The sequence below is a fragment of the Pseudomonas sp. R3-57 genome, assembly GCF_051132065.1.
Taxonomy (GTDB): domain Bacteria; phylum Pseudomonadota; class Gammaproteobacteria; order Pseudomonadales; family Pseudomonadaceae; genus Aquipseudomonas.
In genome coordinates, this window is sequence record NZ_CP071655.1 from 6,009,639 (window position 1) to 6,023,693 (window position 14,055).

Below are 14,055 nucleotides of genomic sequence, written 5' to 3' on the forward strand. Positions count from 1 at the left end.
AGTGAGGTTGACGTACATGCGCAGGAAGATCCCAAGCACCGCCGCCCTGATCAGCTTCGAAGCGGCCGCTCGACATGAGAGCTTTACCCGGGCTGCAGAAGAACTTTCGCTCACTCAAGGTGCCATTTGCCGACAGATCGCCAGCCTTGAGGACTTCCTTGGTGTCGAACTGTTCCGACGCTCGCGACGTGGAGTAAAACTGACCGAGGCCGGACTTTCCTACAGTCGTCGGGTCGCAACGCAACTCGACGCCGTCGAGCGCGACACTCTCTCAGTCATGGGACAACAAGGCGCCAACGTCATCGAACTGGCGGTAGTACCGACGTTCGGCACGCAATGGCTGTTACCGCGCTTGAAGGATTTCCAGCACAAGCACCCGGAAGTCACCGTCAACCTGACCAACCGCACCCGCCCGTTCCTGTTTGCCGATACGCCATTCGATGCGGCGATCTACTTTGGCGATGCCGATTGGTCCGGTACCGAATCCCACAGGTTGATGGGCGAAAATCCGATGCCGGTGTGCAGCCCGGCCCTGCTCGGCAACCATGCGCATCTGAGCGCCGAGGCCATCGCCGAATTGCCGTTGCTGCAACAGACCACCCGCCCCTACGCCTGGCGCCAGTGGTTCAACTCGCAACAGCTGAATATTCCCCGCGACATGACAGGCCCACGCTACGAGCTATTCTCAATGCTCGCCCAGGCAGCCATGCACGACATGGGCATTGCGCTGATTCCACCCTTCCTGATTCAACGAGAGCTCGCCGAAAAACGTTTGGTGATCGCTAATCACCAAGCGCTCTCCAGCATCAAGGCTTATTACCTGATGATTCCGGAGCGAAAGGTCGAATCTGCATCATTGAAAGCATTTCGTGACTGGTTGTTACAGCAGGCGCAGAACTACAGCCTAGAAGAATAGCGGCCTTCAGCAATTGCTAACCCCGTAGTCAGGAAAATCGAAGCCCTACAGATATAAGTATTTGTCGCTATTTCTACGACTGTATCCGAAAGTCGTACAGACGTCCCAAAAGAGCCGTAAGACGTGGCTTTGAGCCTTCATTGGCGACACATTGCTGCCTATTCACGTCACCTATCAGAAATTTTTCAATATTCAGCCAGAATCCTTGCAGGGCACGGCCTGCAAGGGATTCAACTGGCCATCTGCGACATTCGGTCACGGCATGACTTGTAGTTAATTTTCCGTCACCCGTCATAATCCCTTGAAGGGCATAAAGTTCGCCTGCAAAATGCCGCGCCCCGCCCTGATTCGGCGGGATCGTGCTGATCGGCCGCCCCAGTCGCACCATCCGCAGTGCCTGGGTTTACTCAATAAGATCACGCAGGAGATTTGACGTGCACATTGGTGTTCCTCTCGAAACCCAGACCGGTGAAACACGGGTTGCTGCAACCCCGGAAACCATCAAGAAGCTGATCAGCCAAGGTCATAAGGTCACTGTGCAACGCGGCGCCGGCATCAAAGCCAGCGTCGTCGACAGTGCCTATGAAGCGGCCGGCGCAAGTATTGGCAGTGCCAATGATGCGTTTGCTGCCGAGCTGATCCTGAAAGTGGTCGCCCCGAGCGATGCCGAACTGACGCTGATCAAGCGTGGCACCGTGCTGGTTGGCATGCTCAACCCGTTCAACAACGAAACCATCGCCAAAATGGCCGAGCGCGGGATTACCGCGTTCGCCCTCGAAGCAGCGCCGCGCACCTCGCGCGCGCAGAGTCTCGATGTGTTGTCGTCGCAGGCGAACATTGCCGGCTACAAAGCGGTATTGCTGGCCGCTCACTACTATCCCCGCTTCATGCCGATGCTGATGACTGCGGCGGGCACCGTGAAAGCGGCGCGCGTACTGATTCTGGGTGCGGGCGTGGCCGGGTTACAGGCGATTGCCACGGCGAAACGTCTCGGTGCAGTGATCGAAGCGTCTGACGTGCGTCCGGCGGTAAAAGAGCAGATCGAATCCCTCGGCGCCAAGTTCGTTGACGTGCCTTACGAGACCGATGAAGAACGCGAATGCGCGGTCGGTGTCGGTGGTTACGCGCGGCCAATGCCAGCGAGCTGGATGCAGCGTCAGGCGCAGGCCGTGCATGAGCGCGCCAAACAGGCGGACATCGTCATCACCACCGCGCTGATTCCGGGCCGCAAGGCGCCGACACTGCTCAGTGCGGACACCGTGGCACAGATGAAGCCCGGTTCAGTTGTCATTGACCTCGCCGCCGCTCAGGGTGGCAATTGCCCGCTGACCGTGGCCGATCAGGTCGTGGTCGAGAACGGCGTGACCATCGTCGGGCCGACCAATCTCGCCGGTGAAGTGGCTGCCGACGCCTCGGCACTGTACGCACGCAACTTGCTGGACTTCCTCAAGCTGGTGTTCACCAAGGAAGGCCAGTTCGACGTCAACCTCGAAGACGACATCGTCGCCGCGTGCCTGATGTGCCGCGACGGCCAAGTCATCCGCAAAAACGCCTAAGCAGGGATTCAGACGATGGAAGAGCTTATCTCCCCCGGTATCTACAACCTGATCATCTTCGTGCTGGCGATTTATGTCGGTTACCACGTGGTCTGGAACGTTACGCCTGCGCTGCACACGCCGTTGATGGCAGTCACTAACGCAATCTCGGCGATCGTCATTGTCGGCGCCATGCTCGCGGCCGCACTGACTGTCACGCCGCTGGGCAAAACCATGGGCACCCTTGCCGTGGCACTGGCAGCGGTCAATGTGTTCGGTGGCTTCCTGGTCACTCGCCGCATGCTTGAGATGTTCAAGAAGAAAGCCCCGAAAGTAAAAGAAGAGGCGCCGAAGTAATGAGCATGAATCTCGTCACGACGCTCTACCTGATCGCGTCGATCTGCTTTATCCAGGCCCTCAAAGGCCTGTCGCACCCGACCACTTCGCGGCGCGGCAACCTGTTCGGCATGCTCGGCATGGCGCTGGCAATCATCACTACGGTTGGCCTCATCTATAAGTTGGGCGCTGAACTTGCCACTGCCGGTATCGGTTACGTGATCGTCGGTTTGCTGGTCGGCGGCACCGCTGGTTCGATCATGGCCAAACGCGTTGAAATGACCAAGATGCCGGAACTCGTTGCGTTCATGCACAGCATGATCGGCCTCGCAGCGGTGTTCATTGCGATTGCCGCCGTGGTTGAGCCGCAATCGCTGGGCATTGTCAAACAGTTGGGCGACGCGATTCCGGCGGGCAACCGTCTGGAGCTGTTCCTCGGTGCAGCCATCGGTGCGATCACCTTCTCCGGTTCGGTGATCGCCTTCGGCAAGCTCTCGGGCAAATACAAGTTCCGCCTGTTTCAGGGCGCACCGGTACAGTTCGCCGGACAGCACAAGCTCAACGCCGTGCTGGGCCTGGCGACGCTGGCACTCGGCCTGACCTTCATGCTCACAGGTAACCTCACCGCGTTCGCGCTGATGCTGGCCCTGGCGTTCGTGATGGGCGTGCTGATCATCATCCCGATCGGCGGCGCGGACATGCCGGTGGTGGTTTCGATGCTCAACAGCTATTCCGGCTGGGCGGCGGCGGGTATCGGCTTCTCGCTGAACAACTCGATGCTGATCATTGCCGGCTCGCTGGTGGGTTCGAGCGGTGCGATCCTCTCGTACATCATGTGCAAGGCGATGAACCGTTCCTTCTTTAATGTACTGCTCGGCGGTTTCGGCAACACGGCAGACGCGGGACCGGCCGGCGCCAAAGAAGCACGCCCGGTGAAATCCGGCTCGGCTGATGACGCCACTTTCCTGCTGACCAACGCCGATACCGTGATCATCGTTCCGGGTTATGGTCTGGCAGTAGCACGAGCCCAGCATGCGCTGAAGGAGCTGACCGAGAAGCTGACTCACCGTGGCGTGACCGTCAAATACGCGATCCACCCGGTGGCCGGGCGGATGCCTGGGCACATGAACGTCCTGCTCGCCGAGGCCGAAGTGCCTTACGATCAGGTGTTCGAGATGGAAGACATCAACTCCGAGTTCGGTCAGGCCGACGTGGTACTGGTGCTCGGCGCGAACGACGTGGTCAACCCGGCCGCGAAGAACGATCCGAAATCGCCGATTGCCGGCATGCCGATTCTCGAGGCGTTCAAGGCCAAGACCATCATCGTCAACAAGCGCTCGATGGCCAGCGGCTATGCCGGTCTGGACAATGAGCTGTTCTACCTGGACAAGACCATGATGGTCTTCGGCGACGCGAAAAAGGTCATCGAAGACATGGTCAAAGCGGTCGAGTAATTCACCGCTGCAATAGCGAACTCCCCGACTTGTCGGGGCGTTTTTTTTGCGCGAAACAATGGACAATTTGCCGCGTTGTTGCAGATTCGGTAACGGTGTTTTACTTCAAACCCGCGGAATAGACGCCTTGTTTGCGACCTTGGTAGCGGGACAGGCGCCCGTTAAATTCACTAGACTGCGCATCCTGCTACTCGTTGCCCGAGATAATAATCCATGTACCGTGACCGTATTCGCTTGCCTTCGTTGTTGGACAAAGTGATGAGCGCTGCCGACGCCGCTGCTCTGATTGAGGACGGCATGACCGTCGGCATGAGCGGCTTCACCCGCGCCGGCGAAGCCAAGGCCGTTCCTCACGCACTGGCCGAGCGGGCCAAGGTCACGCCGCTGCAGATCAGCCTGATGACCGGCGCCAGCCTGGGCAACGACCTCGACAAGCAACTGACCGAAGCCGGCGTGCTGTCGCGGCGCATGCCATTTCAGGTCGACAGCACCTTGCGCAAAGCGATCAACGCTGGTCAGGTAATGTTCATCGACCAGCACCTGTCGGAAACCGTCGAACAGTTGCGCAATCAGCAACTGAAGCTGCCGGACATCGCAGTAATCGAAGCCGTGGCCATCACCGAACAGGGGCACATCGTGCCGACCACCTCGGTCGGCAACTCGGCGAGCTTCGCAATTTTCGCCAAACAGGTGATTGTCGAGATCAACCTGGCGCACAACGCCAACCTCGAAGGCCTGCACGACATCTATATCCCGACGTACCGCCCGACGCGTACACCGATCCCGCTGGTGAAAGTCGACGACCGCATCGGCAGCACGGCGATTCCGATTCCACCGGAGAAGATCGTCGCCATCGTCATCACCCAGCAGTCGGATTCGCCGTCGACGGTGTCGACACCCGACGTCGATACCAACGCCATCGCTGAACACCTGATCACCTTCTTCAAACAGGAAGTCGACGCCGGTCGCATGACCAACAAGCTCGGTCCGCTGCAGGCGGGGATCGGCAATATCGCCAACGCGGTGATGTGCGGCCTGATCGACTCGCCTTTCGAAGACCTGACCATGTACTCCGAGGTGCTGCAGGACTCGACCTTCGACCTGATCGATGCCGGCAAGCTGAGCTTCGCCTCGGGCAGTTCGATCACCCTGTCGGAACGCCGTAACAGCGATGTGTTCGGCAATCTGGAAAAGTACAAGGACAAGCTGATCCTGCGTCCGCAGGAGATCTCCAACCACCCGGAAGTGGTGCGGCGTCTGGGCATTATCGGCATCAACACGGCGCTCGAGTTCGATATCTACGGCAACGTTAACTCCACCCACGTCTGCGGCACGCGGATGATGAACGGTATCGGCGGCTCCGGCGACTTCGCGCGTAACGCGCATCTGGCGGTGTTCGTGACCAAATCGATCGCCAAGAGCGGCGCGATTTCCAGCGTGGTGCCGATGGTCAGCCACGTCGACCACACCGAGCATGACGTCGATATTCTGGTCACCGAGATTGGCCTGGCTGATCTGCGCGGTCTTGCGCCCCGTGAGCGCGCACGCGTGATCATCGATAACTGCGTGCACCCGGACTTCCGCCCGGCGCTGAACGATTATTTCACGGCGGCCTGTGCAATCGGCGGTCACACCCCGCACATCCTGCGTGAAGCCTTGGGCTGGCACATGAATCTGGAAGAAACCGGGCGCATGCTGGCGGTGTAATCACACAGATACTCGCTGGTGCAAACACAGTTTGCGCCAGCCGAGATTGCCAAGCTCCCCCTGGCTGGCAAAAACTGTACTGCTGTACCGGTCCTTTCCTACAGTGAATTCCTACTTCGTCCATCAAGTTGAGCAAAAACGCACCACTTGAGTGCGGACAGGTACAGTTTGCTCGATTTTGACCCGTACACCGCCTATAAACAGTTAACTGGTCACTCACAATACAGTGCAACTGTATCTAGAGAGACTAGGCAAACGAGAGGATCATGGGCACCAGTCAAACCACTACCTGATCCCGCCACAAGCGGAAGGATGTCAACCATGGAACGTACACTCAGTTCCGAACTGTTCTTCGAAGACAAAGCTGAAAAAACCCAGGCTTCCCTGCCACTGCGCGTTATCGCCAACCTGATGTTGTGGCAGCGCCGCATCTCCAGCCGCCATCAACTGGCTCGTCTGGATTCGCGTCTGCTGGCTGACGCCGGTATCAGCGAAGCACAACGCTACGAAGAGCTGAGCAAGCCGTTCTGGCGCTAAGCAGCGTCGCTGGCTCTGGTCGCCAAGACCCACCGCCAGCAACCCGAATTGAACAAGCAGAACCCGTCGTGGGAAACCACGACGGGTTTTGTCGTTTCAGCGCTCGGGAATTCTTCAGACAGATGATTTTAGGTAAAACCAGTACAGCTCACACAAAGCTTATATCAAGCGGTACAGTTATGCGTATTCCATAGACGCCGCGGTGGCCATCACTGGGCGAAACCCGTGCGGCAGCCTAATATCCACACAGAACGTGGCGAACGTTAAGCATCTGGCGTCTGACTTCCTCAGATACCGAGCCACCTCTCACTACGGTTTATCCAAAGGAGTTTCACATGACCCGTCTTCGTCTGCTCAGCGCCGCCGCACTGCTGGCCGTGGCTGCCAACGCCAGCGCCACCAGTTTCATCGTGACCACCGATTCCATCGTCGGCGCTCTGAAAGCGTCCTCGGACGCGACTTCTGATGTCACCTCTTCCTTCCGTGACGACAAGATCGTTCTGGCCGCTCGCGATGACGCGGCGAGCTTCGTTGCCAGCCAGGGCGATATTCGTGGGGTGAAACTGGAAAGCGCACTGCATCACATCCGTCATCAGGCGCCACAGCTGCAAGCGACCGATGCGCAACTGGCCCAGGCCATCCTGACGCTGTAAGCGCATCAGGTAATGCGGGACACGCCAGCCGTGTCCCGATGTTTCAACGCTGGCTCTGGCCCGGGCTTTTGCGCTAGCCTTCAGGCTCGTTAACAGTTGTCGAGTCCCATGCGCTTTCTTTCCAGTCCGCTCATCTACTCTGCTTTTCTAACCGCCTGCTGGGCAACATCGGCCGGCGCCTTCGATGCTTTCAATGCCTCTACGCAGGGCACCGTTGTCAGCGCTTACGCGACCAGCATGGTGTCTTCTGCACCGTTCGACCGTAAACTGCTACTCGCCGCCCACGATGATGCGGCAGCCTTCGTTGCCAGTGACGGTGAATGGCGAGGCGCCCGGCTCGAATCCGCGCTGCATTACCTGCGCAAAAACCGGCCAAAACTTCATGCCAGCGACCTTGAACTGGCGGAAGCAATTCTCGTCCAATAGTTATCTTGTCCCTTTCGGAGTCGTTCCATGCGTAGCCCGCTGATTGCTGCCGCCCTTGGCCTGTTTTTGTTGGCCGATATGGCCCAGGCGCACACCCTGGTAGCCACCAGTAACATCATCGTCCGTGCCTCCCAGCGCACCATTGATTTCACCTCCGATACCACCACCTCGATTCGCGATTCGAAAATTATCCGCGAAGCCCATGACGATGCCGCCAGTTTCGTCGCCACCAACGGGAATATCCGTGGCGCGCACCTGGAAGCTGCCATCAATACCTTGCGCACGCGCGTTCCGGAAGCGCGCGACGCCAGTGATCAGGTGCTCGCCGAAGCCATCCTCGCACTGTGAGGTCCATTGGCGCCTGGCTGCTGGCCGGTGCGTTGTTGCTGCTCGGCAACAGCGCTCACGCCAGCCTGCAATTGCGGCTCAAGACCGATGGCTTGAGCCCCGCCGAACAACAGGCCAGCCAGGCGCTGATCGATGAGGCCATGCACAAGCTGCCGCCGAGCTTCATCGAGCGGCTGGATCGGCGAATCGACGTCGGCTGGACCGACGACATGCCCGCCAACGCCTACGGCCAGGCGACGCTGGTGGCTGAGCTCGACCTGAATCGAAAACTGCTCGCCGGACTGACGGACGGCAGCGCCGCCAAAGAAAAAACCAATCGTCCCCACGGCACCGTGCGTCAGGAACTGCTCGCCACGGTGCTGCATGAAATCACCCATATCTACGACCGCGCCCGCCTCTGGCCAGATGCCGAGCGCACGCTGATTCAGCGCTGCACCCGGCGCTTCGACAGTGCCGGGCTGATCGGCATCCCAGATGAATGCCGTGGGCAGAACGGCCGGCGCTTCACCCTCAGTGATGATCCGCGGCTGCTGGATCTGGCCGGCTGGCAGCAATACGTCGGCCGCCGGGGAGCGCGCGAGCAACATAACCGGCAGATCGCCCGCAGCCCTGACCTTTACGAAGTGTCGAGCCCCAAGGAATTCGTCGCGGTCAACATGGAGTACTTCCTCCTCGACCCGAGCTACGCCTGCCGCCGACCGGCGCTGTATCGCTATTACCGCGACCACTTCGGCTGGGCGCCGCCTACCCGAGACACCTGCAGCAAGACCTTCGCGTTCCTCAATGCCGGCAACGACTTTGCCAAGCAACCCTTGGGGCAGGTCGATCCGGAACGGGTTTACGCCGTCGATTACCTGCTGGCCGAGGCCAATCAAAACTGGGTCAGCCGCTGGGGCCACAGTATGTTGCGTCTGGTCATCTGTGCACCGGGCCGCCCGCGCGGGCCGGATTGCCGCCTCGATCTGGACCAGCACCTGGTGCTGTCGTATCGCGCCTTCGTCGGCGATGTGCAGCTGTCGAGCTGGGACGGACTGGTCGGCAAATACCCGTCGCGGCTGTTCGTATTGCCGCTGGCACAAGTGATCGATGAATACACCAAGACTGAATTACGCAGTCTTGCCTCGGTGCCGCTGAACCTGTCCCGCGAGGAAATCGAAGGCGTGGTCGAGCACGCCGCCGAAATGCACTGGAGCTATGACGGCAACTACTTCTTCCTGTCCAACAACTGCGCTGTCGAAGGCCTGAAGTTGCTGCGCAGTGGCAGTAACAATGCGCAGCTGATCGGTCTCGACAGCATCATGCCCAACGGCTTGCTGGAGGTGCTTAAAGGCCGTGGCTTGGCGGACACCAGTGTGCTGGACGATCCGAAAGAAGCCTTGCGCCTCGGTTACCGCTTCGACTCGTTCCGCGATCGTTATCAGGCGATGTTCGACGTGTTGAAGAAGCAGTTGCCGATCAAACAGAAAACCGTTGAGGAATGGCTATCGCTGTCCGCTGAAGAGCGCCGCGAATGGTTCGAGCGTGCCGACTTGCGCACCAGTGCGGCATTGCTGTTGCTCGAACAGGCAAGTTTCCGTCGTCAGTTGTTACTGGCGCAGGACGAGGTCAAGCAGCGCTACCTCGGTGCCCGCGAACTGGAAAACGGTGGCATGGACAAGGCCAACGCGACCTTGCAGGAAATTCTCGCCAACAGCGGCTTCCTCAGTCGTCCGGCGGAGTTGCTCGATGCCAAGGGTTACGGCCTGCCGCAGCCGAACGAGTTCGGCCGGCTGGAAGCGGAAAGCAGTCAGCGGCAGAAAAAGCTGCTGGCCCTCTCCGGCGATCTGGATACGGAGGTGCGCAAGCTGCTGGAACCCAAGCGCGCCGCGGAAATCGCCGCCAGCGAAGCCAACGTGAAGCAGATCGGCGAGCATCTGCGCAAACTGCACAAGGCGTCGGGCGGACTCGAACTGCCCTGAAACAAAAAGGCTTCAGAACACGGTTCTGAAGCCTTTTTTATTGAGTCATCAGCCTGCGCTGATCTGGGTCAAACGCGAGCCTTGCGCACACCTTCGGACAGCGCCGCGCACAGGCTCAACACACCGTCGACAGCCTGCGCAGGCGTATCGGCACTGGCAATGTGATCAATCAACGCCGACCCCACCACCACACCATCGGCCAGCCGCGCGATCGCCGCTGCCTGCTCCGGCGTACGGATACCGAAACCGATGCTGATCGGCAGATCAGTATGCCGACGCAGACGGGAAACGGCCTCTTCGACGTGCTCCAGCGTCGCCGCGCCGGCACCGGTCACACCGGCCACCGACACGTAGTAGACGAAACCGGAGCTGCCATTGAGGACTTTCGGCAGACGCGCGTCGTCGGTGGTCGGCGTGGTCAGGCGGATGAAGTCCAGGCCGGCGGCCTGGGCCGGGTCGCACAGTTCAGCGTTGTGCTCAGGCGGCATGTCGACAACGATCAAGCCATCGACACCGGCATCTTTGGCTTCGGCAATGAAGCGCTCGACGCCAAACTTGTGGATCGGGTTGAAATAGCCCATCAGCACCAGCGGTGTTTCGCTGTTGCCTTCGCGGAACTCACGAACCATCTGCAGGGTTTTCGCCAGATTCTGCTGGGCGCCCAAGGCACGGATATTGGCCAGTTGAATCGCCGGGCCATCGGCCATCGGGTCAGTGAACGGCATGCCCAGCTCGATCACATCGGCACCGGCGCCGGGCAAGCCTTTGAGGATCGCCAGCGAAGTGTCGTAGTCAGGGTCACCGGCGGTGACGAAGGTCACCAGTGCGGCGCGATTCTGTTCCTTGAGGGCGGCAAAACGGGTTTGCAGGCGGCTCATCAGTGTTTCTCCTGCTGGGAAGTTTCCATGTGGTGCATGACGGTCTGCATGTCTTTGTCGCCGCGACCCGACAGGTTGACCACCATCAGGTGATCCTTTGGCAGTTTCGGTGCGCGTTTGAACACTTCAGCCAGAGCATGGGCGCTTTCCAGGGCAGGAATGATCCCTTCCAGACGGCAGCATTTGTGGAACGCCTCGAGGGCTTCGTCGTCGGTGACCGAGGTGTACTGAACGCGGCCGATGTCATGCAACCAGGCGTGTTCCGGGCCGATGCCCGGGTAATCGAGGCCGGCGGAAATCGAGTGCGCGTCGATGATCTGACCATCGTCATCCTGCAGCAGGAAGGTACGGTTGCCGTGCAATACACCCGGAACGCCGCCATTGAGGCTCGCCGCGTGCTTGCCGGTTTCGATGCCGTAACCTGCGGCCTCAACGCCGATGATCTCGACGCTCTTGTCGTCGAGGAACGGGTGGAACAGGCCCATGGCGTTGGAGCCACCGCCGATGCATGCCACCAGGCTGTCCGGCAGACGACCTTCCTGGGCCTGCAACTGATCGCGGGTTTCCTTGCCGATCACTGCCTGGAAATCCCGAACCATGGCCGGATACGGATGTGGGCCGGCTACGGTGCCGATCAGGTAAAAAGTGCTGTCGACGTTGGTCACCCAGTCACGCAGCGCTTCGTTCATCGCATCTTTCAGGGTGCCGGTGCCGGCAACCACCGGAATCACTTCAGCGCCGAGCAATTTCATGCGGAACACGTTGGCCTGCTGACGTTCGATGTCAGTGGTGCCCATGTAGATCACGCAATCCAGACCGAAACGTGCAGCAACAGTGGCGGTTGCCACGCCGTGCATGCCAGCGCCGGTCTCGGCGATGATGCGCTTTTTGCCCATGCGCCGTGCCAGCAGGATCTGGCCGATGCAGTTGTTGATCTTGTGCGCGCCGGTGTGGTTCAGCTCTTCGCGCTTGAGGTAGATCTTGGCGCCGCCGCAGAACTCGGTCAGGCGTTCGGCGTAATACAGCGGGCTCGGACGTCCGACATAGTCACGCTGGAAGTAGGCCAATTCCTCTTTGAACGCAGGATCTTCCTTGGCCGCTTCGTATTCGCGCGCCAGATCGAGGATCAGCGGCATCAGGGTTTCGGCGACATAGCGGCCACCGAACGCACCGAACAGGCCGTTATCATCCGGGCCGTTGCGCAGGTTGGAAGTGTGCGAAGTCTGGGTCATGGTGTGCTCCAGGTGAATTCGGGTCGAAGACAATGACCACCACTCTACCCCTGACCTTCTACACTGAAAACCGATAAGATCGCCACAACCTGTCAGGAAAACTCACAGATACCATGAGCCAGGATCTCCCTCCCCTGAATGCCTTGCGCGCATTCGAAGCGACTGCCCGCTTGCACAGCGTCAGCCAAGCAGCCGAACAGTTGCACGTGACTCACGGTGCGGTCAGTCGGCAACTGAAAGTGCTTGAAGAACACTTGGGCGTGAGTCTGTTCGTCAAGGATGGGCGCGGCTTGAAACTCACAGATGCCGGCCTGCGTCTGCGCGATGCCAGTGGCGAGGCGTTCGATCGCTTGCGCAGCGTGTGTGCGGAGTTGAGCCAGAACAGCGCCGATGCGCCGTTTGTGCTGGGTTGCTCGGGGAGCCTGCTGGCGCGCTGGTTCATTCCACGCCTGGGACGATTGAACGCCGACTTGCCGGATTTACGTCTGCATCTGTCGGCCGGCGAAGGTGACCTCGATCCCCGCCGTCCGGGGCTGGACGCATTGTTGCTGTTCGCCGAGCCACCGTGGCCGGCGGACATGCAGGTCTACGAACTGGCCGCCGAGCGCATCGGGCCGGTGATGAGCCCGCTGCTTGCTGGCTATCAAGCCTTGCAGGCCGCGCCAGCTCAAGCGCTGCTCGACCAACCCTTGCTGCATACCACTTCGCGCCCGCAAGCATGGCCAAGCTGGGCGCAGCAGAACGACCTCGACCCCAGAGCGCTGAAGCTTGGGCAAGGTTTTGAGCATCTGTATTATTTGCTGGAGGCTGCGGTGGCAGGTCTGGGTGTGGCAATCGCGCCGGAGCCGCTGGTGACAGAAGACCTGAAGGCCGGTCGCCTGGTTGCGCCATGGGGCTTTTGCGAAACCCCGGCGCAACTGGCGTTGTGGTTACCCAAGCGCGCCGCTGACGGACGCGCTAGGCAACTGGCGCAGTGGTTGAAAAACGAACTGCGCCAGACCGATCACTCGCCGCGCTTGAACAGGAAATAAGCGGCAAGCAGGCCGATGGCACCGACCGCAACACCAGCGGTGGTCCAAGGGTGCTCCTGGGCGTAATCGCGAGTGGCAATGCCGGTTTCGCGGGTTTTCACTTTGACTTCTTCGTAAGCATCGCTGAGCAGGTGACGCGAATGTTTCAGCGCACTTTCAGCATTGCTTTTCAACGCCTTGAGAGTTTTGCGCGACTCGTCCGAAGCATCGTCTTTGAGGCTTTCCAACGATTTGAGCAGACTCTCGATCTCCGCTTCCATGCTTTGCAACGAGGCTTTGCGTAACGAGGTGTTGGCCATGGTGGCTCTCCTGCATTGGTGATGAGTGGCGTGTGTTGGTTGGGACTTCAGCGCATCGAGAAAGTGCATAAATTCTGAACTTCGGCAGCGCAGCGCCGCCGAAATCAACAGAGCGAATCGCTGCTAGTCTCAATTTCACATGCCTTCCATCCCAAGGAGTTCGTTATGAGTGACCATCACACTTACAAGAAAGTCGAGCTGGTCGGCTCGTCCACCACCAGCATCGAAGACGCCATCAACAACGCGCTGGCCGAAGCCAACAAAACCCTGCGTAATCTGGAGTGGTTCGAAGTCACCGAAACCCGCGGCCATATCGAAAACGGCCAGGTCGCGCATTTTCAAGTAACACTCAAGGTCGGTTTCAAGATTGCCAGCAGCTGAGTTTGGTCTAGTCTTCTGAACTTGCGCGCTGGCCGAGTGCCATAGGAATGGCAATGCGCTACAGGGTGGTCGCATCGAGCGAACGGCTCGGTGCCCGCCTCTTTCAATCCGACCAGGGAGTGCGACCGATGAAGAAGTTCATGTTGGCAGTAGGTTTGTTGAGCCTTGCGGGTGGTGCGTTCGCAGCCGGCAAGCCATGTGAAGAGCTGAAAAGCGAAATCGCGGCGAAGCTCGACGCCAAGGGCGTTTCCGGGTATTCGCTGGAAGTTGTCGATAAGGGCACCGATGGCGGCCAAGTCGTCGGCACCTGCGAAGGTGGGACCAAGGAAATCGTCTACAAGCGCGGTTGATCGCGCCTGAAATG

The 14,055-nt window shown here is 59.5% G+C and carries 16 protein-coding genes; 13 read left to right on the forward strand and 3 right to left on the reverse strand.

Features of this window, described 5'->3' with window-relative positions; genetic code table 11:
• Positions 1-16: 16 nt before the first annotated feature.
• From J3P93_RS26900 to J3P93_RS26945, 10 genes are all read left to right on the forward strand, one after another.
• Complete coding sequence (locus J3P93_RS26900) at positions 17-916, forward strand: LysR family transcriptional regulator (RefSeq protein WP_434593763.1); 900 nt, start codon at positions 17-19, stop codon at positions 914-916.
• Between the two features lie 434 nt (positions 917-1,350).
• On the forward strand, positions 1,351-2,472 hold the full coding sequence (locus tag J3P93_RS26905; protein ID WP_434593766.1) for a Re/Si-specific NAD(P)(+) transhydrogenase subunit alpha: 1,122 nt from the start codon (positions 1,351-1,353) through the stop codon (positions 2,470-2,472).
• A gap of 15 nt (positions 2,473-2,487) precedes the next feature.
• Positions 2,488-2,808 carry an NAD(P) transhydrogenase subunit alpha gene (locus tag J3P93_RS26910; protein ID WP_003187417.1) on the forward strand — a complete coding sequence of 107 codons (321 nt, stop codon included), beginning with the start codon at positions 2,488-2,490 and terminating at the stop codon, positions 2,806-2,808.
• Positions 2,808-4,241, forward strand: a complete 1,434-nt coding sequence (locus J3P93_RS26915; protein WP_434593773.1) for an NAD(P)(+) transhydrogenase (Re/Si-specific) subunit beta — start codon at positions 2,808-2,810, stop codon at positions 4,239-4,241. The genes J3P93_RS26910 and J3P93_RS26915 overlap by 1 nt, the downstream gene beginning before the upstream one ends.
• Before the next feature lie 213 nt (positions 4,242-4,454).
• On the forward strand, positions 4,455-5,948 hold the full coding sequence (locus J3P93_RS26920; RefSeq protein ID WP_434593775.1) for an acetyl-CoA hydrolase/transferase family protein: 1,494 nt from the start codon (positions 4,455-4,457) through the stop codon (positions 5,946-5,948).
• Between the two features lie 321 nt (positions 5,949-6,269).
• The gene (locus tag J3P93_RS26925) at positions 6,270-6,485 is read left to right on the forward strand and encodes a DUF1127 domain-containing protein (protein WP_011058498.1); all 216 of its coding nucleotides are present in this window, start codon (positions 6,270-6,272) and stop codon (positions 6,483-6,485) included.
• 335 nt (positions 6,486-6,820) lie between these two features.
• A complete protein-coding gene (locus tag J3P93_RS26930; RefSeq protein ID WP_434593778.1) occupies positions 6,821-7,138 on the forward strand; it encodes a DUF2388 domain-containing protein in 318 nt (105 codons plus the stop codon).
• 108 nt (positions 7,139-7,246) lie between these two features.
• Complete coding sequence (locus tag J3P93_RS26935) at positions 7,247-7,564, forward strand: DUF2388 domain-containing protein (RefSeq protein ID WP_203420217.1); 318 nt, start codon at positions 7,247-7,249, stop codon at positions 7,562-7,564.
• A gap of 27 nt (positions 7,565-7,591) precedes the next feature.
• Positions 7,592-7,912, forward strand: a complete 321-nt coding sequence (locus tag J3P93_RS26940) for a DUF2388 domain-containing protein (protein WP_434593781.1) — start codon at positions 7,592-7,594, stop codon at positions 7,910-7,912.
• Positions 7,909-9,870, forward strand: a complete 1,962-nt coding sequence (locus J3P93_RS26945; protein WP_434593783.1) for a DUF4105 domain-containing protein — start codon at positions 7,909-7,911, stop codon at positions 9,868-9,870. The genes J3P93_RS26940 and J3P93_RS26945 overlap by 4 nt, the downstream gene beginning before the upstream one ends.
• A 68-nt stretch (positions 9,871-9,938) precedes the next feature.
• On the opposite strand, the gene trpA is transcribed toward J3P93_RS26945, so the two are convergent.
• A complete protein-coding gene (trpA, locus tag J3P93_RS26950; protein WP_434593785.1) occupies positions 9,939-10,748 on the reverse strand; it encodes a tryptophan synthase subunit alpha in 810 nt (269 codons plus the stop codon).
• Positions 10,748-11,980: a tryptophan synthase subunit beta gene (gene trpB, locus J3P93_RS26955; RefSeq protein ID WP_394504968.1), complete on the reverse strand. Its 1,233-nt coding sequence runs from the start codon at positions 11,978-11,980 to the stop codon at positions 10,748-10,750. The genes trpA and trpB overlap by 1 nt, the downstream gene beginning before the upstream one ends.
• A gap of 113 nt (positions 11,981-12,093) precedes the next feature.
• Between trpB and J3P93_RS26960 the strand changes: the two genes are divergently transcribed.
• A complete protein-coding gene (locus J3P93_RS26960; protein ID WP_434593789.1) occupies positions 12,094-13,011 on the forward strand; it encodes a LysR family transcriptional regulator in 918 nt (305 codons plus the stop codon).
• Here the strand turns inward: J3P93_RS26960 and J3P93_RS26965 are convergent.
• A complete protein-coding gene (locus tag J3P93_RS26965) occupies positions 12,984-13,310 on the reverse strand; it encodes a DUF883 family protein (RefSeq protein ID WP_039757078.1) in 327 nt (108 codons plus the stop codon). The genes J3P93_RS26960 and J3P93_RS26965 overlap by 28 nt on opposite strands.
• 165 nt (positions 13,311-13,475) lie before the next feature.
• On the opposite strand from J3P93_RS26965, the gene J3P93_RS26970 reads away from it, so the two are divergent.
• Both J3P93_RS26970 and J3P93_RS26975 read left to right on the forward strand, forming a co-directional pair.
• Positions 13,476-13,691 (forward strand): dodecin, encoded by a 216-nt coding sequence (locus J3P93_RS26970; protein ID WP_090288024.1) that lies wholly within the window; start codon positions 13,476-13,478, stop codon positions 13,689-13,691.
• 128 nt (positions 13,692-13,819) lie between these two features.
• Positions 13,820-14,041 carry a DUF1161 domain-containing protein gene (locus J3P93_RS26975; RefSeq protein WP_434593793.1) on the forward strand — a complete coding sequence of 74 codons (222 nt, stop codon included), beginning with the start codon at positions 13,820-13,822 and terminating at the stop codon, positions 14,039-14,041.
• Positions 14,042-14,055: the final 14 nt, after the last annotated feature.